Source organism: Pseudomonas sp. PDM10, assembly GCF_014852295.1.
GTDB lineage: Bacteria > Pseudomonadota > Gammaproteobacteria > Pseudomonadales > Pseudomonadaceae > Aquipseudomonas.
Map to the genome: position 1 here is coordinate 169455 of NZ_JACVBJ010000001.1, position 22715 is coordinate 192169.

Consider the following 22715-nt stretch of genomic DNA (forward strand, 5'->3'; position numbering starts at 1 on the left):
TGACCTGCGAACGTGACGCTTGCGCCGTGGATCAGGTACAATTCCCGGCTATTTTTCGGCGGGCTATGCCTGCAGCCTTTTTGAGTGTTGATCCGTGAGTGATTTGAGTCATATCCGCAATTTCTCCATCATCGCCCACATTGACCATGGCAAGTCGACGCTGGCCGATCGCTTCATCCAGATGTGTGGCGGCCTTGCCGAGCGCGAAATGGAAGCCCAGGTTCTGGACTCCATGGACCTGGAGCGTGAACGCGGGATCACCATCAAGGCCCACAGCGTCACCCTGTATTACACCGCTCGCGATGGCATCAAGTACCAGCTGAACTTCATTGACACCCCGGGCCACGTCGACTTCACCTATGAAGTCAGCCGGTCGCTGGCGGCCTGTGAAGGCGCGTTGCTGGTGGTCGATGCCGGTCAGGGCGTTGAAGCGCAGTCGGTAGCCAACTGCTACACCGCGATTGAGCAGGGCCTGGAAGTGATGCCGGTCCTGAACAAGATCGACCTGCCTCAGGCCGATCCGGACCGCGTGAAAGAAGAAATCGAAAAAATCATCGGCATTGATGCCACCGACGCGGTCGAGTGCAGTGCCAAGACCGGTCTGGGCGTCGACGAAGTACTGGAGCGTCTGGTCAAGACCATTCCTGCGCCGACCGGCAACTATGAAGATCCGCTGCAAGCGTTGATCATCGACTCCTGGTTCGACAACTACCTGGGCGTTGTTTCCCTGGTTCGCGTGCGCCACGGTCGTGTGAAGAAGGGCGACAAGATCCTGGTCAAGTCCACCGGCAAGATCCACCTCGTGGACAGCGTCGGTGTCTTCAACCCGAAACACACCGCCACCGTTGACCTGAAGGCCGGCGAAGTGGGCTTCATCATCGCCGGCATCAAGGACATTCACGGTGCACCGGTGGGTGACACCCTGACCTTGAGCTCCACGCCGGACGTCGACGTGCTGCCAGGCTTCAAACGCATTCAGCCGCAGGTATACGCCGGCCTGTTCCCGGTCAGCTCCGACGACTTCGAAGATTTCCGTGAAGCCCTGCAAAAGCTCACGCTCAATGACTCGTCCCTGCAATACACCCCGGAAAGCTCCGACGCCCTGGGCTTCGGCTTCCGTTGCGGGTTCCTCGGCATGCTGCACATGGAAATCATCCAGGAGCGCCTGGAGCGCGAGTACGACCTGGACCTGATCACCACGGCGCCGACGGTAATTTTCGAGCTGCTGCTGAAAACCGGCGAAACGATTTACGTCGACAACCCGTCGAAGCTGCCAGACCTGTCCTCGATCGAAGACATGCGCGAGCCGATCGTGCGGGCCAATATTCTTGTGCCGCAAGAGCACCTCGGTAACGTCATTACCCTGTGTATCGAGAAGCGTGGCGTGCAACACGACATGCTGTTCCTCGGTACCCAGGTTCAAGTGACCTATGATTTGCCGATGAACGAAGTGGTCCTGGACTTCTTCGACCGTCTGAAATCCACCAGCCGTGGCTATGCTTCGCTGGATTACCATTTCGATCGTTATCAATCGGCTAATCTGGTGAAACTGGATGTGCTGATCAACGGTGACAAGGTCGACGCCCTGGCGTTGATCGTGCACAAGGATAACGCGCACTACAAAGGTCGCCAGCTGACCGAGAAGATGAAAGAACTGATTCCACGTCAGATGTTCGACGTCGCGATCCAGGCCGCCATTGGCGGGCAGATCATTGCGCGGACCTCTGTCAAGGCGCTCAGAAAGAACGTATTGGCCAAATGCTACGGCGGTGACGTTAGCCGTAAGAAAAAGCTGCTGGAAAAGCAAAAGGCCGGTAAAAAACGCATGAAGCAAGTCGGTAACGTGGAAATTCCACAAGAAGCCTTCCTTGCAGTGCTCAGGTTGGATAGTTAGGTCCTATGTCACTAAATTTCCCGCTGTTGCTGGTCATCGCCGTGTTCGTCTGCGGCCTGTTGGCGTTGCTCGATCTGCTGTTCCTGGCGCCACGGCGCCGGGCTGCCATTAACTCTTACCAGGGTAGCGTCAGCCAGGCTGACATGGTGGTGCTCGAGAAACTGAACAAGGAGCCGCTGCTGGTCGAATACGGCAAGTCGTTCTTCCCGGTGTTGTTCATCGTGCTGGTGCTGCGTTCGTTCCTGGTGGAACCGTTCCAGATTCCTTCGGGCTCGATGAAACCTACGCTGGATGTTGGCGACTTCATTCTGGTGAACAAGTTTTCTTACGGGATCCGCTTGCCGGTGATCGACAAGAAAGTCATCGAAGTCGGTGATCCACAGCGCGGCGATGTGATGGTGTTCCGCTACCCGAGCGATCCGAACGTCAACTACATTAAACGTGTGGTGGGCCTGCCGGGTGACCAGATTCGTTACACCGCCGACAAGCGTCTGTTCGTCAACGGTGAGTCGATTGCCGAACAACTGGTCGGCTCCGAGCCGGGCACGTTGGGCAGCGCTGAGCTCTACAAGGAAAAACTCGGCGTCGCCGAGCACCTGATCCGCAAGGAAATGAGCCGCTATCGTGCATCGCCGGACCATACATGGACCGTGCCTGCCGGGCACTACTTCATGATGGGCGACAACCGCGACAACTCGAACGACAGTCGCTACTGGGATGATCCGAGCATTCCCAAGGATCTGCTGGGCATGGTTCCCGACAAGAATATCGTCGGCAAGGCCTTTGCAGTCTGGATGAGCTGGCCGGAACCCAAACTCAGTCACCTGCCGAATTTCTCGCGGGTTGGCCTGATCAAGTAATCACACACGGCGCTGTTGAACACAGCGCCGAATGCATTTCTGGAGTCGGCACAATCGGCGCCAGACGCATGAAAACAATGATATTCAGGACGTAATTTTTGAACACAGCGTTAATTGTCCCAAGCCTGCGCCGCACCACGGCGATGGCGGTGGAATCCAGCCACGAACTCAGCGTGGGTAAACCGTGAGCGTCTCCTTAAGCCGTCTAGAGCGTCAGCTCGGCTACACCTTCAAGGATCAGGAACTGATGGTCCTGGCCCTGACTCACCGCAGCTTTGCCGGGCGTAACAACGAACGCCTGGAGTTCCTCGGTGATGCCATCCTTAACTTCGTCGCTGGCGAGGCGCTGTTCGATCGCTTCCCGCTGGCCCGCGAAGGTCAGTTGTCGCGCTTGCGCGCACGCCTGGTGAAAGGCGAGACCCTGGCCGTACTGGCTCGCGGTTTCGATCTGGGCGAATACCTGCGCCTGGGTTCCGGTGAGTTGAAAAGCGGCGGGTTCCGTCGCGAGTCGATTCTGGCCGACGCCCTTGAAGCGCTGATTGGTGCGATCTATCTGGATGCCGGCATGGACATGGCGCGCGAACGCGTGCTGGCCTGGCTGGCCGGGGAGTTCGAAGGCCTGACGCTGGTCGACACCAACAAAGATCCGAAAACCCGCCTGCAAGAATTCTTGCAGTCCCGTGGTTGCGAACTGCCGCGTTACGAAGTGGTGGATATCCAGGGTGAGCCGCATTGCCGGACGTTCTTCGTCGAATGTGAAATCACCTTACTGAATGAAAAAAGCCGAGGTCAGGGTGTGAGCCGTCGTATTGCCGAACAGGTAGCGGCCGCTGCAGCACTGATTGCCCTGGGCGTGGAGAATGGCCATGACTGATTCAACTGCAACTCGCTGTGGCTATGTCGCCATCGTCGGCCGTCCCAACGTGGGCAAGTCCACGCTGCTGAACCACATCCTCGGTCAGAAGCTGGCGATCACCTCGCGCAAGCCTCAGACCACTCGCCACAACATGCTCGGCATCAAGACCGAGGGCGCCGTGCAGGCGATCTACGTCGACACCCCCGGCATGCACAAAGGTGGCGAGAAAGCCCTGAACCGCTATATGAACAAGACCGCTTCGGCAGCGTTGAAAGACGTCGACGTAGTGATCTTCGTGGTTGACCGCACCAAGTGGACCGACGAAGACCAGATGGTCCTCGAGCGCGTTCAATACGTGACCGGTCCGCTGATCGTGGCGCTGAACAAGACTGACCGCATCGAAGACAAAGCCGAGCTGATGCCGCACCTGACCTGGTTGCAGGAACAGTTGCCGAACGCGCAGATCATGCCGATCTCGGCCCAGCACGGGCATAACCTCGAAACGCTGGAGCGTGTGATTGCCGGTTACCTGCCGGAAAACGATCACTTCTTCCCGGAAGACCAGATCACCGACCGCAGCAGCCGCTTCCTCGCCGCTGAACTGGTACGCGAGAAAATCATGCGCCAGATGGGCGCCGAGCTGCCATACCAGATCACCGTCGAAATCGAAGAGTTCAAGCAACAGGGCAAAACCCTGCACATCCATGCCTTGATCCTCGTTGAACGCGACGGCCAGAAGAAAATCATCATTGGCGACAAGGGTGAGCGGATCAAGCGCATCGGCACCGAGGCACGCAAGGACATGGAGTTGCTGTTCGACTCCAAGATCATGCTCAACCTCTGGGTAAAAGTGAAAGGCGGCTGGTCCGACGATGAACGCGCCTTGCGTTCGCTGGGTTACGGCGACCTGTAACATCGGTTCCCGATACGCCGAAGTACCCTGTGGGAGCGAGCCTGCTCGCGATAGCGGTCTGCCAGTCAACATCAATGTTGAATGTCATGCCCTCATCGCGAGCAGGCTCGCTCCCACATTGGTTTTTGGGTGGTTTATAAATCTGTGCTGACTCATTGAGAGCGCTGACTTCCATGTCCCCAACCCAACCCATCGGCCAACCCGCCTTCGTGCTCCACTCCCGCGCTTACCGCGAGAACAGCGCGCTGGTGGATTTCCTCACGCCGCAAGGCCGGCTGCGGGCGGTGTTGCGCAGTGCGCGGGGCAAGGCCGGGACGTTGGCGCGGCCGTTCGTGCCGCTGGAAGTGGAGTTCCGTGGCCGTGGTGAGCTGAAGAATGTCGGGCGCATGGAAAGCGCCGGTGTTTCCACCTGGCTCAACGGTGAGGCGCTGTTCAGCGGTCTCTACCTCAATGAGCTGTTGATTCGGCTGTTGCCCTCCGAAGACCCGCATCCGGCTGTGTTTGACCACTACGCCGCGACCCTGCTTGCGCTTGCCGAAGGCCGTCCGCTGGAGCCTTTGTTGCGATCCTTCGAATGGCGGCTGCTGGATGACTTGGGTTACGGCTTCGCTCTGACTACTGACATCCATGGCGAGCCCATCGCGCCGGACGGTCTCTACCGTCTGCAAGTGGACGCGGGGCTCGAGCGGGTCTACCTGCTGCAACCCGGTCTGTTCAACGGCACCGAACTGTTGGCCATGGCCGATGCAGATTGGTCTGCCCCTGGCGCGCTATCGGCAGCCAAGCGATTGATGCGCCAGGCACTGGCGGTTCATCTGGGTGGTCGTCCCTTGGTAAGTCGCGAGTTGTTTCGCAAGCCGTAGGGTCTGTTGATGCTTGGCAGCGCCCGGCGCGGCCGCTGCCAAACATCAACAGACCCTATCTCCCCGTGTATGCTGTGCACCGAACTTTCCCTTCTTCAGGAGCGCTTCCGTGACCACCAGCAATCGCATTCTTCTTGGCGTGAACATCGACCACGTTGCCACCCTGCGTCAGGCCCGGGGCACTCGCTATCCGGATCCGGTCAAGGCTGCACTGGACGCGGAAGAGGCGGGCGCTGACGGCATAACCGTGCACCTGCGCGAAGACCGTCGGCACATTCAGGAGCGCGACGTGTTGCTGCTCAAGGATGTGCTGCAAACCCGCATGAACTTCGAAATGGGCGTGACCGAAGAGATGATGGCGTTTGCCGAACGCATTCGTCCGGCGCACATTTGCCTGGTACCGGAAACCCGTCAAGAGCTGACGACCGAAGGTGGTCTGGACGTGGCGGGGCAGGAAGCACGGATTAAAGCCGCGGTGGATCGTCTGTCAAAGATCGGCTGTGAAGTGTCGCTGTTCATTGATGCTGACGAGCGGCAGATCGAAGCATCCCGTCGTGTTGGTGCGCCGGCTATTGAGCTGCATACCGGCCGTTACGCCGATGCCGAGACGCCGACCGATGTGGCTGAAGAGCTCAAGCGTGTGGCGGATGGCGTGGCGTTTGGTCTGGCTCAAGGTTTGATCGTCAACGCTGGCCACGGTCTGCACTATCACAACGTTGAAGCTGTAGCGGCGATCAAAGGCATCAACGAACTGAACATCGGTCACGCGCTGGTGGCTCATGCGTTGTTCGTCGGGTTCAAGTCGGCGGTGTCTGAAATGAAAGCACTGATCCTGGCTGCCGCAAAAGCCTAAAGCCAAACACAAAACACTGTGGGAGCGAGCCTGCTCGCGATAGCGGTTTTACAGGCAACATCTTTGTTGAATGTTAAGACGCCATCGCGAGCAGGCTCGCTCCCACATTTGATTGGTGGTGGCCGTTAAAGCTGTGGGGTTTCCGGATTCGGCTTGGTCTTGTCGACCCCCGGCACATGCAGGTTGCCCTCGGCGACCTGATTGCCTTCAAGCTGCGGCTGCGTCACCCACGTCAGGATGTCGTAGTAGCGGCGGATGTTCGCCACAAAGTGAACGGGTTCGCCGCCACGGGCGTAGCCGTAACGGGTTTTGCTGAACCACTTCTTCTCGGACAGGCGCGGCAGGATCTTTTTCACGTCCAGCCACTTGTCCGGGTTCAGTCCTTCCTTGGCCGCCAGTTTGCGCGCGTCATCCAGATGACCGCTGCCAACGTTGTAGGCCGCCAGCGCAAACCATGTGCGATCCGGCTCCTGGATCGACTCATCCAGCTGATCCTTCATGTAGGCCAGGTACTTGGCGCCACCCATGATGCTTTGTTTGGGGTCCAGTCGATTGGACACACCCATGGCCTGCGCAGTGTTCTGGGTCAGCATCATCAGGCCGCGCACGCCGGTCTTCGACGTGACGGCCGCTTGCCATAGCGACTCCTGATAGCCGATCGCTGCCAGCAGGCGCCAGTCGACTTTCTCTTTCTTGGCGTACGCCTTGAAGTGCTGTTCGTATTTGGGCAGACGTTGCTGCAAGTGTTGGGCGAAGGTGGTGGCGCCCATGTAACCCAGTACATCGACGTGCCCGTAATAGCGGTCTTTCAGACGTTGCAGGGTGCCGTTTTTCTTCACCTTGTCGAGGTAGTCGTTGATCTCGTTGAGCAAGCTGTTGTCGTCGCCAGCGGCCACCGCCCAGCTCTGGTTGCTGGCATCACCGAGGTCGAAGGCCACTTGTATGTTGGGGAAGTAGACCTGGTTCATCGCGACTTCGTTTGAATCGACCAGGGTCAGGTCTATCTGACCTTCATCGACCATCCGCAGCAAGTCGACGACTTCAACGGCGTCGGACTCTTCGTATTCAATGCCGGGATACTTCTTTTTCAGCTCCGCCAATTGCTCGGCGTGGGTGCTGCCCTTGAGCACCATGATCTTCTTGCCCACCAGATCCTTCGCGTCGGTCGGCCGCGATTGGCCGTTGCGATAGATGACCTGCGGGGTGACTTCAAGATAGGAGTGGGAAAACCGCACCTGCTGTTTGCGTTTGTCGCTGCTGACCAGGCCGGCAGCAGCGATCACCGGGCCGTTGGGTTTGCCCACCTGATTAAACAGGTCGTCGAGGTTGTCGGCGGTTTCGATTTTGAGTTCCACCCCCAGATCGTCGGCGAAGCGCTTCACCAGCTCGTATTCGAAGCCGGTTTCACCGTTGCGATCCTGAAAGTAGGTGGCGGGGCTGTTACGGGTAACCACCCGCAGCACGCCATCCTCCTTTACGCGCTCCAGCGTGTTGGGTTTATCAACACAGCCACTGAGCACCAGGAAGAGTCCGGTTGCGATCAGCCATTTGGCGAACCGCGGACGCAAAGCCGTTGGGGAAAACATCTGCGCAGTATACGCAAAGGACCACGAGCGCCATATCTCGACAGCGAAGGGCTTGTCTGCTAGGCAATTGAAAACCGCTCCGGACCCCGCAGGAATGGGCCCGAGCAGCATTTTGTGACAGAAAAAATATCGCTCGGCGTGCGCCTGTTTTATGTCCGAATACCCGGCCCGACGCCCGGGTGCAGCCGCCCGTACCGTTTCGGGTGATGTCGCGGCCTGTTTAGGCTAGAATGCACGGCCTCAAAGCACACCCCTTCCCGAGGCTGTCCCGAAGATGTTGATCCTGCGCGGCGCTCCTGCCCTTTCTGCCTTTCGCCACAGCAAACTCCTTGAGCAACTGAGCCAGAAAGTTCCGGCTGTCAGTGGCTTGTATGCTGAATTCGCTCACTTCGCCGAAGTTACCGGCGTCCTGACCGGCGACGAACAGCAGGTGCTCGCGCGCCTTCTGAAGTACGGCCCAAGTGTTCCGGTACAAGAGCCGACCGGTCGTCTGTTCCTGGTGTTGCCGCGTTTCGGCACCATCTCGCCATGGTCCAGTAAAGCCAGCGACATCGCTCGCAACTGCGGCCTGACGAAAATCCAGCGCCTGGAGCGCGGCATCGCGTTCTACGTGGCCGGCCAGTTCAGCGACGCCGAAGCGCAGCTGATCTGCGATGCGCTGCACGACCGCATGACCCAGATCGTCCTCGGCAACCTTGAACAAGCCGCCGGCCTGTTCAGCCATGCCGAGCCGAAACCGCTGACTGCCATCGATGTGCTGGGTGGCGGCCGCGCCGCGCTGGAAAAAGCCAACACCGAGCTGGGCCTGGCCCTGGCCGAAGACGAGATCGACTACCTGGTCAACGCCTTCATCGGCTTGAAGCGCAACCCCCACGACATCGAACTGATGATGTTCGCCCAGGCGAACTCCGAGCACTGCCGTCACAAGATCTTCAACGCCAGTTGGGACATCGACGGTCAGAGCCAGGAAAAAAGCCTGTTCGGCATGATCAAGAACACCTACGTGATGCACAGCGAAGGCGTTCTGTCGGCTTATAAGGACAACGCTTCGGTGATCGTCGGCAACGTCGCCGGTCGTTTCTTCCCGGACCCTGAAACCCGCCAGTACGGCGCGGTGCAGGAACCGGTGCACATCCTGATGAAAGTCGAAACGCACAACCACCCAACCGCGATTGCCCCGTTCCCGGGCGCTTCCACCGGTTCCGGAGGCGAGATTCGCGACGAAGGCGCAACCGGTCGCGGTGCCAAGCCAAAGGCTGGCCTGACCGGTTTCACCGTGTCCAACCTGCAAATCCCGGGCTTCGAACAGCCGTGGGAAGTGCCGTACGGCAAGCCTGAGCGCATCGTTACCGCGCTGGACATCATGATCGAAGGCCCACTGGGTGGCGCCGCGTTCAACAACGAATTCGGTCGTCCGGCCCTGACCGGTTACTTCCGTACCTTCGAACAGTCGATCACCACCCCGCGTGGCGACGAAGTTCGCGGTTACCACAAGCCGATCATGCTGGCCGGCGGTATGGGTAACATCCGTGCCGAACACGTGCAGAAAGGCGAGATCACCGTTGGCTCCAAGCTGATCGTGCTCGGCGGCCCGGCGATGCTGATCGGCCTGGGCGGCGGCGCGGCTTCCTCCATGGCCACCGGCACCAGCTCGGCAGACCTGGACTTCGCTTCCGTACAGCGCGAAAACCCGGAAATGGAACGTCGCTGCCAGGAAGTCATCGACCGTTGCTGGCAGTTGGGCGAACACAACCCGATCAGCTTCATCCACGACGTCGGCGCGGGCGGTCTGTCCAACGCCTTCCCGGAACTGGTCAACGATGGCAACCGTGGCGGTCGCTTCGAACTGCGCAACATTCCTAACGACGAGCCGGGCATGGCCCCGCACGAAATCTGGAGTAACGAATCCCAGGAACGCTACGTTCTGGCGGTCGGTCCGGCTGACTTCGAACGCTTCCAGGCGATCTGCGAACGCGAGCGTTGCCCGTTCGCCGTCGTCGGCGAAGCCACTGCCGAGCCGCAACTGACGGTCACCGACAGTCACTTCGGCAACAGCCCGGTGGACATGCCACTCGAAGTGCTGCTGGGCAAAGCCCCGCGCATGCACCGTTCGGCCGTTCGTGAAAATGAACTGGGCGACGATTTCGATCCGTCGACGCTTGAGATTGCAGACTGCGTCGAACGCGTTCTGCATCACCCGGCCGTGGCCAGCAAAAGCTTCCTGATCACCATCGGCGACCGCACCATCACCGGCCTCGTGGCTCGTGATCAGATGGTCGGCCCGTGGCAGGTTCCGGTGGCCGACGTTGCCGTCACCGCTACCAGCTTCGACGTCTACACCGGTGAAGCCATGGCCATGGGCGAGCGCACTCCGCTGGCACTGCTGGACGCTCCAGCGTCGGGCCGTATGGCCATCGGCGAAACCCTGACCAACATCGCGGCTTCGCGCATCAACAAAATTTCCGACATCAAACTGTCGGCCAACTGGATGTCCGCTGCCGGTCACCCAGGTGAAGACGCGCGTTTGTATGACACCGTGAAAGCGGTCGGCATGGAGTTGTGCCCGGACCTCGGCATCACCATTCCGGTGGGCAAGGACTCCATGTCCATGGCCACGCGCTGGAACGACGAAGGCGTCGACAAGACCGTGACCTCGCCGATGTCCCTGATCGTGACCGGTTTCGCGCCTGTGGCTGACATCCGTCAGACCCTGACGCCGGAACTGCGCATGGACAAGGGCACCACCGACCTGATCCTGATCGACCTCGGTCGTGGTCAGAACCGCATGGGCGCTTCGATCCTGGCTCAGGTTCACGGCAAGCTCGGTTCGCAAGCGCCGGACGTCGACGATGCCGAAGACCTCAAAGCCTTCTTCGCCGTGATCCAGGGCCTCAACGCCGACGGTCACCTGCTGGCTTACCACGACCGCTCCGACGGTGGTCTGTTGACCAGCACCGTGGAAATGGCCTTCGCCGGCCATTGCGGTCTGAGCCTGAACCTCGACGGTCTGGCAGAGACTTCTGCCGACATCGCCGCGATCCTGTTCAACGAAGAACTGGGCGCCGTGATCCAGGTTCGCCAGGACGCTACTCCAGACATCCTCGCGCAGTTCAGCGCTGCCGGTCTGGGCGAGTGCGTGTCGGTGATCGGTCAGCCGATGAACAACGGCCAGATCAGCATCACCTTCAACGGCGAAACCGTGTTCGAAGGTCAGCGTCGTCTGCTGCAACGTCAGTGGGCTGAGACCAGCTACCAGATCCAGCGTCTGCGTGATAACGCCGACTGCGCAGAGCAAGAATTCAACGTGCTGCTGCAAGAAGACAACCCGGGCCTGAGCGTCAAGCTCAGCTACGACGTCAACCAGGACGTCGCCGCGCCTTACATCAAGAAAGGCATCCGCCCACAGGTTGCCGTGCTGCGTGAGCAGGGCGTCAACGGTCAGGTGGAAATGGCGGCTGCGTTCGACCGCGCCGGTTTCAACGCAATCGACGTGCACATGAGCGACATTCTGGCCGGCCGTGTCGACCTGAACGAGTTCAAAGGCCTGGTGGCGTGCGGTGGTTTCTCCTACGGCGACGTTCTCGGCGCCGGCGAAGGCTGGGCCAAGTCCGCGCTGTTCAACAGCCGTGCTCGCGATGCGTTCCAGGGCTTCTTCGAACGTACCGACAGCTTCACCCTCGGCGTGTGCAACGGTTGCCAGATGATGTCCAACCTGCACGAGCTGATCCCGGGTAGCGAGTTCTGGCCGCACTTTGTGCGTAACCGTTCCGAGCAGTTCGAAGCCCGTGTGGCGATGGTTCAGGTTCAGGAATCGAACTCGATTTTCCTGCAGGGCATGGCCGGTTCGCGTATGCCGATCGCTATTGCTCACGGTGAAGGTCATGCCGAATTCGCCAGCGAAGAAGCGTTGCTGGAAGCTGATCTGTCGGGTTGCGTGGCGATGCGTTTCGTCGACAACCACGGCAAGGTCACCGAAAACTACCCGGCCAACCCGAACGGCTCGCCGCGCGGGATCACCGGTTTGACCAGCCGCGACGGTCGCGTGACGATCATGATGCCTCACCCGGAGCGTGTGTTCCGCGCGGTGCAGAACTCGTGGCGTTCGGAAGACTGGAACGAAGACGCACCTTGGATGCGTATGTTCCGTAATGCGCGCGTCTGGGTGAACTAAGAGCGGGTAAATTAAGAGCGGGTGAACTAAGCGCTGTGTACAAGCTCAGTTTTTTTGTTCCAACCAGTCACGTCGAAGACGTGAAAAGCGCCGTATTCGCCGCCGGTGGCGGACGAATCGGCGCGTACGACCATTGCGCCTGGCAAGTGCTCGGCCGCGGCCAGTTTCGCCCGTTGGACGGCAGTCAGCCGTTCATTGGGGAAGCGGGGCAGGTCGAGCAGGTTGAGGAATGGAAGGTTGAGCTTGTGGTCAGTGATGAGTTGATTCGGGCGGTGGTGGAGGCTCTGAAGCAGAGTCATCCCTACGAGACGCCGGCTTATGAGGTGTGGCGGTTGGAGGAACTTTGATCTGCCTGCCGCTGAAATGAGAAACCCGCTGATGAAGATCAGCGGGTTTTTTTTGCCCGGGATTTGGACTGATGTACACAACTCAAACTGTGGGAGCTGGCTTGCCTTCGATGATGGCCTAATAGCCGTTTTCGTCGAGGTGTGGATACTATTCTTGCGGTAACGGCTACATCGTTCGATGAAATATCCGACAACCTTTTCAGGTTGTCCGTCGGAAGTCTCAAGTCCAGCCTTTGTCCATCACAAACACTTCAATCCACTTGAGGTTCAACGATGGAATTGCCGGACGCAATTACTCCCTGGGTTAACTCGAACACCGCGCTTGGGCAGGCGCTAATTTCGATGTTCAAATCAGTCGAACTGGAGCTAGTCGGTGAATGCGCAGAGCCAGGGGCGGTCAAGGTTGTTGTGTTCGGAGGGTGCGCCGTCCACCTCTACACTCATCACCGCGTGTCAACTGATGTTGATGCTGAGATCTATTATGCAAATCTTCCGCAGGGTCTTCACTTACAGACCTTGCTCGCAGAAGTACCTGAACAATTCGTTGATGAGCAATCCGGCCGGTTAATGGAGCTGAACTACGACCTTCAGTACAACACCAGCTTCGGTCCCATTCATGAAGACTACTGGGAACGTAGTCTTCCTCTTGCAGATTTCTCCGTAGAGTCGCCGCTGCATGTCCATATTGCTGCTCCTGTCGACATCGCAATATCCAAACTAGGTAGAGCGACAGACCAGGATATCGGCGACGTCATGGCGCTGCTCCGGGCGGGTTTCATACTGACCACTGAACTCCGTCGTCTGGCATTGCAGGCAATTGATGTATATGTTGGCAACAAAGAGCCACCGACGTCCGTTCTCACTAACATATTGCAAGATTACCTGGAGACTACAGATGGCGACGCCCCTTAGCGGCCACGTCCTCTCATCCGCCTTGGACACCTTGGTCAAAAAACCGTTGAATCAAGCAGATGACGCTGCGTTGGTGCGCGCAGCTAAAGTTGTCTGGTATTCGGAGGATGATCTTGTGAGTGAAGTCGAAGCCTTCCTGAGCCTTCACTCTGACGAGCTCGAAGTTCGCCGCGCAGGTTATTTGCTTGAGCGGTTCACGCGTTTTGCATGTGTTTCTGATAGCCGTGTATTGGAAACCTTCTGGGCTCTTAAGCTTTTTTTACGCTCTACGTCCAGACTGGAAGTGAGGTCGGAGGTAGCGACTGTTCCGCTTCGCAAGCGTCGCGATGAACTCGCGGCTTCTTGGGGACTGAGTGAGGGGCTTGGCCTGAAGGCTCAGACCCTCATGCCTTTCCAGACTCGACATTACGAAGCTGAGCAGCACGCCACGTCTGCTTGAACTCATCCAATGCCTCATCGCGCGCAGGCTCGCTCCTGCATTGGTTCTATGTACGCCAATCCAATGTGGAAGCTGGCTTGCCTGCGAAGACTGACTATCAGGCACCCACAATTTAAACCTTGGCACTCACCTCACTGCGATTCACCAATGCCTCCAGTGCATCATTCAAACTCGATGCCTTGTCGCCAATCAGCAGATGCCAAATCCCTCCCTCCAACTGACTGACGCCCTGGCAACCCAACGCCTTCAGATCACATTCCGACACTGCTTTGCCGTCCGCCAGTTGCAATCGAATCCGGGTCATGGCGATGCAGTCCATCTGCAACACGTTCTCGCCGCCGCCCAACGCATTCAGCCATTGCTGCGCTTCCAGCGGCGCCACCGCAGCTAGTTTCGGCGCATCGATCACCGCAGCGGGGGAGGAAATGATCGCGCGCCCCAACGCAGGCATCGCCAAGCGAATCTCATCGGCAATGCTGTCTGCCATCGGCCCGACCACCACCTGCAAACTCCCACCCTTGCCCGGACGCACCACCGCCATCGCCCCCAGCGCTTTCAATTCCGCATCGTTCGCCTTGTTGCGATCCACCATGTCCAGCCGCAACCGAGTGGTGCAGGCACCCACGGTGATCAAATTCTGCGCACCCCCCAGCGCCTTGATGTAAGCGCCTGCCCGTTCGCTGTCGGCGACGACGACTTTGTCACCCGTTGGAATGTCTTCACGCCCTGGGGTCTTGAGGTTGAAGCGGCGAATGCAGAAATCGAACACCACGTAGTAGATCACCGCATACGCCAGGCCGACCGGGACCATCAACCAGCCGTTGGTGGATTTCCCCCAGCCGAGAATCATGTCGATCAAACCACCGGAAAACGTAAACCCGAGGTGAATGTTCAGCAGGTTGGTGATCGCCATCGACAGGCCCGTCAGCAACGCATGCACCAGGTAAAGCAGCGGCGCGAGGAACATGAAGGCGAATTCGATCGGCTCAGTCACACCCGTTAAAAACGACGTCAGCGCCATCGACAGAAAGATCCCGCCCATGACCTTGCGGCGCTCCGGCGAAGCATTGCGGTACATCGCCAGGCACGCGGCGGGCAGACCGAAGATCATCACCGGGAACATGCCGGTCATGAACTGGCCGCCCTTCGGGTCACCGGCGAAGTAGCGCGACAAGTCACCGGTGACGATGGCGCCGGTGGTCGGATCAGTGAAGTTGCCGAAGACGAACCACGCCATGTTGTTGAGGATGTGGTGCAGCCCGGTGACGATCAGCAGGCGGTTGAAAACGCCAAAGACGAACGCGCCGAAGCTGCCGCTCTCCATCATCAACGTGCCGAAGCTGTTGATGCCTTGTTGGATGGGCGGCCAGATCAAGCCGAAGATGACGCCCAGGCCGACGGCGGCGAACCCGGTGACAATCGGCACGAAGCGCCGGCCGCCAAAGAATGCCAGGTACTCCGGCAGTTTGATGTCCTTGAAACGGTTGTACAGCGCGCCCGCCATCAAGCCGCTGACGATCCCGGCGAGCATGCCCATGTTGATGCTCGCGTCGAGCACCTTGAGGGTGGAGATCATCACCAGGTAGCCAATGACTCCGGCCAGGCCTGCGGTGCCGTTGTTGTCCTTGGCGAAACCGACGGCGATGCCGATGGCGAAGATCATTGCCAGATTAGCGAAGATCACTTGGCCGGCGTCGTGGATGATCGCGATGTTCAGCAGGTCGGTGTCGCCCAGGCGCAGCAACAGGCCGGCGATCGGCAGGATCGCAATCGGCAGCATCAGCGCGCGGCCGAGGCGTTGCAGGCCTTCGATGAAGTAGTGGTACATGGCGGTTCTCCCTGTGTTCTTTTTGTTATAGCGCTGTTGTTGTTCAGCTCAGAGGCCATTGCTGGTGACAGGCGTGACGCACCGCAGCGGCACTGCTCAACTTGAGCAGGTCCTGGCAGATGCGTCGGCATTCGGCGGCGTCGAGATGACGGACGCGGTCTTTGATTTCACCGATCTGCACCGGGCTGACCGACAGCTCGCTGACGCCAAGGCCAATCAGTACCGGCGTGGCCAGCGGATCGGAGGCGAGCGCGCCGCAGACACCGACCCAACGGTTATGCACCGCCGCACCGGCGCAGGTCTGGGCGATCAGCCGCAGCAGCGCCGGGTGCATGGCGTCTACCCGCGAAGCGAGGCCGGCGTGGTCGCGGTCCATGGCCAGGGTGTATTGCGACAAGTCGTTGGTGCCGATCGACAGGAAGTCCGCGTGTTCGGCCAGTTGCTCGGCCAGCAGTGCGGCGGCGGGGACTTCGATCATCACGCCTAACTCAGGGCGTTCACTCACACCGAGTTCAGTGCACAACGCGTCGAGACGCTGGCGGACGTGCAGCAACTCATCGACTTCAGTCACCATCGGCAGCAGGATCCGGCAACGCGACAGCGGATGGACGTGCAGCAGGGCGCGCAATTGCTGATCGAGGATTTCCGGACGGACCTGAGCCAGGCGAATGCCGCGCAGACCCAGCACAGGATTGGCTTCAGCCGGCAGCGGCAAATAGTCGAGTTGTTTGTCTCCGCCAACGTCGATGGTGCGAATGATCACCGACTTGTCGCCGATGGCGTCGAGCACGGCTTGATAAGCAGTGCGCTGTTCCTCTTCGTCCGGTGCGGTGTTGCGGTCGACGAAGAGAAACTCGGTACGCAGCAAGCCGACGCCGTCTGCACCATTGGCCAAGGCATCAGCCGCTTCAGCGCTGGAGGCCACATTGGCGGCGACTTCAATCTGCAAGCCGTCGAGCGTCAGCGCCGGGGTGTGAGCCTGAGCCTGTTGTTCGGCGCGACGCTGTTGATGATCGAGTTGCGCTTGATGCACTTCGGCCAAACGTTCGGCACTTGGCTTCAGTTCGAGACGACCGCCATCGGCATCCAGCACGACCGCTTGGCCTTGCTGCTGATCCAGCAGCGTAGAACCCAGCGCGACCATGCACGGCAGACCTTTGCCGCGAGCGAGAATCGCCACGTGGGAAGTCGCGCCACCCTCGGCCATGCACAACCCGGCAGCACCTTGCTGACTGAGTTGCAGCAGATCGGACGGGGTCAGTTCATGCGCGGCGACGATGGCGCCGGCCGGCACGTCGTAGTGCCAGGCTTCGCCGAGCAGGACGCGCAGCACGCGTTGTTTGAGGTCGCGCAGATCATTGGCGCGCTCGGCCAACAACGGGCTGCCGAGTTGCTGGAGCACCTCGCACTGCACGTCGATCGATTGGCTCCAGGCGTGGGTTGCGGCCATGCCCTGATCGATGGAGGTGTTGGCTGCGTTCAGCAGCGCCGGGTCTTCGAGCAGGGCGAGGTGTGCGGCGAAGATCGCTTCTTCGTCGGTGTTTTTATGTTTCCTTGCTTGGGCCAGCGTGTGGTTGATTTCACCGCGTACAACGGTCAGCGCGGTGTCGAGGGTTTGCAGTTGTTGCTCGGGAACATGGTTGCCGGCGTCCACCGGCAGGCTGATGGCGCTCAAGCGGAACAATGGCCCGCCAACCAAACCGGGAGCTGCACAAACACCGTGCAGCACGCCCGCTTCGGCCGCTCGAGTGCGTCGGGCAATCGGTGTCGGCGCGGCGGCGTGGCTGTCTTCGGCCAGCGCTGTGGATAACGCGATCAGCAGCGCTTGCAACGCAGCTTCGGCGTCCGGCCCCTGGCAGCTGACCTGAACCTCATCCTGTTCGCCGACTGCCAAACCCATCAAGCCGATCAAGCTGTCGCAGGTCGCCGATTTGCCAGCGAAGTGCAGCTGCGATTGGCTCTTGAAACCTTGCGCTGTCTGGCGAATCAGCGCTGCAGGGCGAGCATGCAAACCGCCGCGATGGGCGATGCGAACGTAGCCATGCATCTCTTCCCCGCAGAGCTCCGCTTCAGCCTGCGCGCCCGACGCGTGCCGACGAATGATGTGCAGCAATGGCTCGCCAACTTTCACCGACTTCAGCGTGATCGGTCGCGCCTGAAAGTCCTGGCTGTTGGTCAGGATCATCAGGCTGACCAGGCTTTTGCAGTGCTGCGCGACCTTGTCCAGATCGTAGCGCAACAGCGGCTGGCCGTTGCTGACCCGCGCACCTTCCTTGACCAGCATCGAGAAGCCTTGGCCCTGCAACTCGACCGTGTCGAGGCCCAGGTGCAGCAGCAATTCGGCACCGTTGTCGGCACGCAAGGTGATGGCATGGCCGGTGCGTGCGACGTGCACCACGACGCCGGCGCACGGGGCGTGGAGGGTGTCGTTCAGCGGATCGATGGCGATCCCGTCGCCCATGGCGCCGCTGGCGAACACCGGGTCAGGGACCTTGGCGAGCGTGAGCACCGGGCCGCTGAGCGGGGCGCTGAGGGTCAGCTCTTTATTATTGTTGTGCATGGCTCGGTCTCATCAGTAAAAACTACGGTTCGGATCAACTCGCCCTGCACGGATTAACGGGGGTATTCATCCGCCGGTAAATAGGGATAGATTCCAATCGGTTCAGTGGGTGCGGGTCACTTTGCTCAAGTGCCGTGGCTGGTCCGGGTCCATGCCTCGGGCGACGGCCAAACCGGCGGCCATGACGTAGAAACTCTGGATCGCCAGAATCGGGTCGAGGGCCGGGTGCTCGGCGCGGGTCAGGGTGAGGTCGCGTTCGGCAATGTCATCCGGTGCGGCCAGCAATACGCGAGCACCGCGCTGGCGCATGTCGGCGGCGAGGCTCAGCAAGCCGGCCTGCTCGGCCCCGCGTGGGGCGAAGATCAGCAGTGGATAATTTTCATCGATCAACGCCATCGGACCGTGACGGACCTCGGCGCTGCTGAAGGCTTCAGCCTGGATCGCCGAGGTTTCCTTGAATTTCAACGCGGCTTCCTGGGCGATGGCGAAACCGGCGCCACGGCCGATCACCATCAGGCGCTGGCAATCACGCAGGGCATCGATGGCCAGGCTCCAATCCTGTTTCGCCGCCTCGCGCAAACCTTCCGGCAGTGCGAGGCCGGCCTCCAGCAATTGCGTGTCCTCTTTCCAATGGGCGATCAGACGGGCGCTGGCGCTGAGGGTGGCAATAAAACTCTTGGTCGCCGCGACGCTGTTTTCGGTGCCAGCACACAGCGGCAAGCTGAACTCACACGCGGCCTCCAGCGGTGAACTCTCGGCGTTGACCATCGAGATGCTCAGGGCGCCGCGCTTGCGCAGCAGACGCATGCTGTTCACCAGATCGGGACTTTGCCCGGACTGCGAAAAGGCGAACGCCACTTGGCCGCTGACCTTCAACGGCGCTTGCAGCATGGTCACCACCGACATCGGCAACGACGCCACCGGGAAGCCCAATTGCTGCATGGTCAGGTAGGCGAAGTAACTGGCGGCATTATCGGAGCTGCCGCGAGCGACGGTCATCACCACCTGCGGCGGCTGACGGCGCAGGCGCCCGGCGATCTCGATCATCTGCGGGTCGAGTTGCTGCAATTGGGCTTGCACGGCCTCGAACGAGGACAGCGCCTCTTCAAGCATTTTTGAAGTCAATGTCTTCTCCTTCGACCATGACGGCGGTCAGTGTGAGTGAGCGATCGAGCCGTACGCAGTCGGCCCAGCTGCCGGGTTGCAGGCGGCCGCGTTCGTTGAGGCCGAGGTAGTCGGCGGGGAATTGCGAAAGACGTTGCGAGGCTCCGGCGATGGGCAAACCGATCTTCACCAGATTGCGCAGGGCCTGATCCATGGTCAGGGTGCTGCCGGCCAGCGTGCCGTCGGTCAAGCGCACACCGCCCAGGCATTTGGTCACGGTGTGGCTGCCGAGCTTGTACTCACCGTCGGGCATACCCGCTGCGGCGGTCGAATCGGTGACGCAATACAGGCACGGGATTGAGCGCAGGGCCACACGGATGGCGCCGGGGTGCACGTGCAGCAAGTCTGGAATCAGCTCGGCGTATTTGGCGTGAGCCAGTGCCGCGCCGACAATGCCTGGCTCGCGGTGATGCAGCGGGCTCATGGCGTTGTAGAGGTGGGTGAAGCTGCTGGCGCCGGCGTTCAGCGCGGCAACGCCTTCCTCGTAACTGCCGAGGGTGTGGCCGATTTGCATGCGCACACCGCGAGCGCTGAGGTCGCGGATCAAGGCGTCGTGACCGGCGATTTCCGGGGCGATGGTGATCACCCGGATCGGCGCCAGTGCCAGGTATTCTTCGACTTCGGCCATCAATGCGGTGTGGGCGAAATTCGGTTGGGCGCCGAGTTTGCCGGGGTTGATGTACGGGCCTTCGAGGTGCACGCCGAGGACTCGGGCGCTGCCTTTCGGGCGCTGTTCGCAATATTTGCCAACGGCTTTGAGCACGCTGGAAATTTCCGCAGGCGGCGCGGTCATGGTGGTCGCCAGCAGCGAGGTCGTGCCGAAACGCACGTGGGTTTTGGTGATGGTCTCGAAGGCTGGCGCACCTTCCATGATGTCTTTGCCGCCGCCGCCGTGAACGTGCAGGTCGATGAAACCCGGCAGCAGGTAAGGCAGGTCGTTGTCGGCCGGATCGCACGGTTGGCCTTCGATCGACACGACCTTGCCGTGTTCGTGAATCAGCCGGCCGCGAACCCAGCCGTGGGCGGTGAGGATATTGTCTTCGGACATGATCGGTTCTCAGTCTTGGCGGCGAAGCTCTTTATCGACGAAGCTCGGCGACAAAGTCGTAGTAGTCGTTGCGGCAATAGGTGTCGGTGACTTCGATCGGCGTGTTGTCTTCCAGGTAACCGACCCGGGTCATCAGCAGCATGGCGGTGCCGGGGGCGATGCCCACCAGGGCGGCGAATTCGTCCGAGGCGTTGATCGCCTGAATGTGCTGCAGGGCACGGACGATCGGCTTGCCGATGCCGTCGAGGTATTCGTACAGGGAGTCGCCCACCGCTTGCGGCTTGGGAATGATCGAGGCGGGCAGGGTGCTCATCTCGATTGCCATCACCGTGTCGTCGGCTTTACGCAGGCGCTTGAGCCGGGCGACCTTATCGTTCGGCGAGAGGCCCAGGCGAATCAGTTCTTCGTGGGTCGGCGGAGTGATTTCACGCTCCAGCCATTGCGAGCCGGGGACGAAGCCTTTCAGGCGCAGCATCTCGCTGAAACCCGAGAGGCGCGACAGCGGTTGTTCCAGGCGCGGGGTGATGAAGGTGCCGGAACCCTGGTTGCGGCGAATCAGGCCTTGTTCGAACAGAACTTCCAGTGCCTTGCGGGCGGTGACGCGGGAGATGCCCAGCAGCTCGCTGAGGTTGCGCTCTGACGGCATGGCCTGTTCGGCTTTCCACTGGCCGGCATGGATCGCCGCTTCCAGATTGCGCGCCAGTTGCAGGTACAACGGCGTGGGCTGGGTGTCGTCAGGGCGTAGGGCCTGGAGGTCATTCATGTAGGTTTGGTCCGATGCGGATATAGGATTGTTGTCGCCCGGTGGTGGGGTGAAACCTAATACCACTTGAATACCATGTCAATGAGACCACTTTGCTGTTGGCACGGGAAAGCCGGCCCTTATTGATGGGCAATAGGGTTGCTGGTTTTAAGTGGTATTAGCGGTGGGGGTTTTGAGCGCAAAGATCGCAGCTTGCGGCAGCTCTTACACAGGGAATTGGTATTCACCCGGTAGGCGCTGCCGCAGGCTGCGATCTTTGGAATTTATTTGTTGATGCCGACCGAAGGTAGCGGCCAGAACATAATGTTGGAGCCCACTCGATCCCTTGTGGTGAGGGGATTTATCGGAACGCCGCACCGCCCCGTTCGGCTGCGAAGCAGTCGCAAACTCAGGCGGCGCGGTGGGCCTGACACAATGCAATTGCAGGTTTCAGCGCTGCTTCGCAGCGCAACGGGGATAAATCCCCTCGCCACAGAAGCCCATCACCAGTCTGGAAAAGTCTTTCATCCGTCCGGGAAGCTTGAGATTACGGGCGGATTTCGATCATCGTGCCGTCCGGCACCAAACCCCAAACCTCGCGCATGTCCATATTGCGCATGGCAATGCAGCCGTCGGTCCAGTCCAGCGTGTGGAACAGGTCTTCGGGGTTTTCTTCAGTGTCCGGGGTGCCGTGGATCATGATCATGCCACCGGGTTCGACGCCTTCACGTCGGGAGCGTACGGAGTCACTGATGTTCGGGTAGGAGATGTGCATCGCCAGATTGAAACGGTCACTGACCTTGCGCCAGTCCAGCCAGTAAAAACCTTCTGGCGTGCGTTTGTCGCCTTCCATGAGTTTCGGGCCGATGGGTCTTTTTCCCAATGAGATGCGATAGGTCTTGATCGGCTTGCCGTCATTGATCAATTGCAATTGGTGAGCGGACTTAAGCACCAGAACTTTTTCGATGACTTTGCCGTCCAGCGTTTCCGCAACGGAAGCCTGGGAGACAGCGACGAACGCCAAGCAAAACAGGGCAAGCAACCAGCGCATTGAAACGATATCCCTAAAAGGTGTCGCGACTATTAAGTTATAGGTGATTTTAGAGCCAGGAGCTTTATGTATTGGCAGGCTGAGCAAGTGGCGGAATCGACTCGGACCGCACAGGGTAGACCTCGGTCCGCCGGTCAGCAAAGAAGCATTCTAAGGTACGGCCCACTGTGCGGAAAGCCAACTCGGACCACGGGATGTCGGCTTCGTCGAAAAGCGCCACTTCCAGGCTCTCGGGGCCGGCGGCAAAGTCCAGGTCCACCAGCTCGGCGCGAAAGAACACATGCACCTGACTGATGTGCGGCACGTCGATCAACGTATAGATGGTCAGGTTACGCACCCGCGCGCAGGCTTCTTCGGCCGTCTCGCGAATGGCCGCCTGTTCGATGGTTTCCCCGTTTTCCATGAAGCCGGCGGGCAGGGTCCAATAACCGAGCCGAGGCTCGATGGCGCGTCGGCACAGCAAGACCTTGGAGCCCCAGGTCGCCACGCAACCGGCGACGATATTGGGGTTCTGGTAGTGAATCGCCTGACAGCTGTCACAGACAAAACGCAGGCGCGAATCGCCTTCTGGAATGCGCTGGGTCACCGGGTTGCCGCACTGACTGCAAAATTTCATGCTTGGGTTCCT

The 22715-nt window shown here is 59.9% G+C and carries 18 protein-coding genes; 10 read left to right on the forward strand and 8 right to left on the reverse strand.

Going from position 1 to position 22715, the window contains the following annotated elements:
• The first annotated feature begins 94 nt into the window (after positions 1–94).
• The 6 genes from lepA (at position 95) to pdxJ (ending at position 6239) form a co-directional block, all read left to right on the forward strand.
• A complete protein-coding gene (lepA, locus tag IB252_RS00815) occupies positions 95–1894 on the forward strand; it encodes a translation elongation factor 4 (RefSeq protein WP_008151572.1) in 1800 nt (599 codons plus the stop codon).
• A 5-nt stretch (positions 1895–1899) separates the two neighbouring features.
• Positions 1900–2754: a signal peptidase I gene (gene lepB / locus IB252_RS00820; RefSeq protein WP_111451359.1), complete on the forward strand. Its 855-nt coding sequence runs from the start codon at positions 1900–1902 to the stop codon at positions 2752–2754.
• 184 nt (positions 2755–2938) lie between these two features.
• Positions 2939–3628: a ribonuclease III gene (gene rnc, locus IB252_RS00825; RefSeq protein WP_033053426.1), complete on the forward strand. Its 690-nt coding sequence runs from the start codon at positions 2939–2941 to the stop codon at positions 3626–3628.
• Entirely contained in the window at positions 3621–4523 is a 903-nt protein-coding gene (era, locus tag IB252_RS00830) for a GTPase Era (RefSeq protein WP_008151577.1), read from the forward strand. Before rnc ends, era begins: the two co-directional genes overlap by 8 nt.
• A 173-nt stretch (positions 4524–4696) precedes the next feature.
• On the forward strand, positions 4697–5386 hold the full coding sequence (gene recO, locus IB252_RS00835; protein WP_076029865.1) for a DNA repair protein RecO: 690 nt from the start codon (positions 4697–4699) through the stop codon (positions 5384–5386).
• A gap of 109 nt (positions 5387–5495) precedes the next feature.
• Positions 5496–6239 (forward strand): pyridoxine 5'-phosphate synthase, encoded by a 744-nt coding sequence (gene pdxJ, locus IB252_RS00840; protein WP_095130562.1) that lies wholly within the window; start codon positions 5496–5498, stop codon positions 6237–6239.
• A gap of 125 nt (positions 6240–6364) precedes the next feature.
• Here the strand turns inward: pdxJ and mltF are convergent, their stop codons facing one another.
• The gene (mltF, locus tag IB252_RS00845) at positions 6365–7825 is read right to left on the reverse strand and encodes a membrane-bound lytic murein transglycosylase MltF (RefSeq protein WP_192406276.1); all 1461 of its coding nucleotides are present in this window, start codon (positions 7823–7825) and stop codon (positions 6365–6367) included.
• Positions 7826–8099: 274 nt separating this feature from the next.
• On the opposite strand from mltF, the gene purL reads away from it, so the two are divergent.
• The 4 genes from purL (at position 8100) to IB252_RS00865 (ending at position 13694) form a co-directional block, all read left to right on the forward strand.
• A complete protein-coding gene (gene purL / locus IB252_RS00850) occupies positions 8100–11996 on the forward strand; it encodes a phosphoribosylformylglycinamidine synthase (protein ID WP_192406277.1) in 3897 nt (1298 codons plus the stop codon).
• 35 nt (positions 11997–12031) lie between these two features.
• Positions 12032–12343 carry a divalent cation tolerance protein CutA gene (gene cutA, locus IB252_RS00855; RefSeq protein ID WP_192406279.1) on the forward strand — a complete coding sequence of 104 codons (312 nt, stop codon included), beginning with the start codon at positions 12032–12034 and terminating at the stop codon, positions 12341–12343.
• A 273-nt stretch (positions 12344–12616) separates the two neighbouring features.
• Positions 12617–13255, forward strand: coding sequence for a DUF6036 family nucleotidyltransferase (locus IB252_RS00860; RefSeq protein WP_192406280.1), 639 nt, complete (start codon positions 12617–12619; stop codon positions 13253–13255).
• Positions 13239–13694: a hypothetical protein gene (locus IB252_RS00865; protein ID WP_111451363.1), complete on the forward strand. Its 456-nt coding sequence runs from the start codon at positions 13239–13241 to the stop codon at positions 13692–13694. The genes IB252_RS00860 and IB252_RS00865 overlap by 17 nt, the downstream gene beginning before the upstream one ends.
• A gap of 112 nt (positions 13695–13806) precedes the next feature.
• On the opposite strand, the gene nagE is transcribed toward IB252_RS00865, so the two are convergent.
• The 7 genes from nagE to IB252_RS00900 form a co-directional block, all read right to left on the reverse strand.
• The gene (nagE, locus tag IB252_RS00870; RefSeq protein WP_192406282.1) at positions 13807–15522 is read right to left on the reverse strand and encodes an N-acetylglucosamine-specific PTS transporter subunit IIBC; all 1716 of its coding nucleotides are present in this window, start codon (positions 15520–15522) and stop codon (positions 13807–13809) included.
• Between the two features lie 43 nt (positions 15523–15565).
• Positions 15566–18082, reverse strand: a complete 2517-nt coding sequence (ptsP, locus tag IB252_RS00875) for a phosphoenolpyruvate--protein phosphotransferase (protein WP_192406283.1) — start codon at positions 18080–18082, stop codon at positions 15566–15568.
• 102 nt (positions 18083–18184) lie between these two features.
• Complete coding sequence (locus IB252_RS00880) at positions 18185–19207, reverse strand: SIS domain-containing protein (RefSeq protein WP_192406285.1); 1023 nt, start codon at positions 19205–19207, stop codon at positions 18185–18187.
• Complete coding sequence (gene nagA / locus IB252_RS00885) at positions 19188–20294, reverse strand: N-acetylglucosamine-6-phosphate deacetylase (protein WP_192406287.1); 1107 nt, start codon at positions 20292–20294, stop codon at positions 19188–19190. Before nagA ends, IB252_RS00880 begins: the two co-directional genes overlap by 20 nt.
• A gap of 31 nt (positions 20295–20325) precedes the next feature.
• Complete coding sequence (locus tag IB252_RS00890) at positions 20326–21057, reverse strand: GntR family transcriptional regulator (protein ID WP_010463034.1); 732 nt, start codon at positions 21055–21057, stop codon at positions 20326–20328.
• A gap of 526 nt (positions 21058–21583) precedes the next feature.
• The gene (locus IB252_RS00895) at positions 21584–22087 is read right to left on the reverse strand and encodes a L,D-transpeptidase family protein (protein WP_111451368.1); all 504 of its coding nucleotides are present in this window, start codon (positions 22085–22087) and stop codon (positions 21584–21586) included.
• A gap of 64 nt (positions 22088–22151) precedes the next feature.
• Positions 22152–22703 carry an NUDIX hydrolase gene (locus tag IB252_RS00900; protein ID WP_192406288.1) on the reverse strand — a complete coding sequence of 184 codons (552 nt, stop codon included), beginning with the start codon at positions 22701–22703 and terminating at the stop codon, positions 22152–22154.
• Positions 22704–22715: the final 12 nt, after the last annotated feature.

Excerpts from the sequence above, each read along its gene's own strand:
- lepB (WP_111451359.1), top strand. The coding sequence starts at position 1,900 with ATGTCACTAAATTTCCCGCTGTTGCTGGTCATCGCCGTGTTCGTCTGC.
- era (WP_008151577.1), top strand. The coding sequence starts at position 3,621 with ATGACTGATTCAACTGCAACTCGCTGTGGCTATGTCGCCATCGTCGGC.
- recO (WP_076029865.1), top strand. The coding sequence starts at position 4,697 with ATGTCCCCAACCCAACCCATCGGCCAACCCGCCTTCGTGCTCCACTCC.
- mltF (WP_192406276.1), bottom strand. The coding sequence starts at position 7,825 with ATGTTTTCCCCAACGGCTTTGCGTCCGCGGTTCGCCAAATGGCTGATC.
- purL (WP_192406277.1), top strand. The coding sequence starts at position 8,100 with ATGTTGATCCTGCGCGGCGCTCCTGCCCTTTCTGCCTTTCGCCACAGC.
- IB252_RS00860 (WP_192406280.1), top strand. The coding sequence starts at position 12,617 with ATGGAATTGCCGGACGCAATTACTCCCTGGGTTAACTCGAACACCGCG.
- IB252_RS00865 (WP_111451363.1), top strand. The coding sequence starts at position 13,239 with ATGGCGACGCCCCTTAGCGGCCACGTCCTCTCATCCGCCTTGGACACC.
- nagE (WP_192406282.1), bottom strand. The coding sequence starts at position 15,522 with ATGTACCACTACTTCATCGAAGGCCTGCAACGCCTCGGCCGCGCGCTG.
- ptsP (WP_192406283.1), bottom strand. The coding sequence starts at position 18,082 with ATGCACAACAATAATAAAGAGCTGACCCTCAGCGCCCCGCTCAGCGGC.
- nagA (WP_192406287.1), bottom strand. The coding sequence starts at position 20,294 with ATGTCCGAAGACAATATCCTCACCGCCCACGGCTGGGTTCGCGGCCGG.
- IB252_RS00890 (WP_010463034.1), bottom strand. The coding sequence starts at position 21,057 with ATGAATGACCTCCAGGCCCTACGCCCTGACGACACCCAGCCCACGCCG.
- IB252_RS00895 (WP_111451368.1), bottom strand. The coding sequence starts at position 22,087 with ATGCGCTGGTTGCTTGCCCTGTTTTGCTTGGCGTTCGTCGCTGTCTCC.
- IB252_RS00900 (WP_192406288.1), bottom strand. The coding sequence starts at position 22,703 with ATGAAATTTTGCAGTCAGTGCGGCAACCCGGTGACCCAGCGCATTCCA.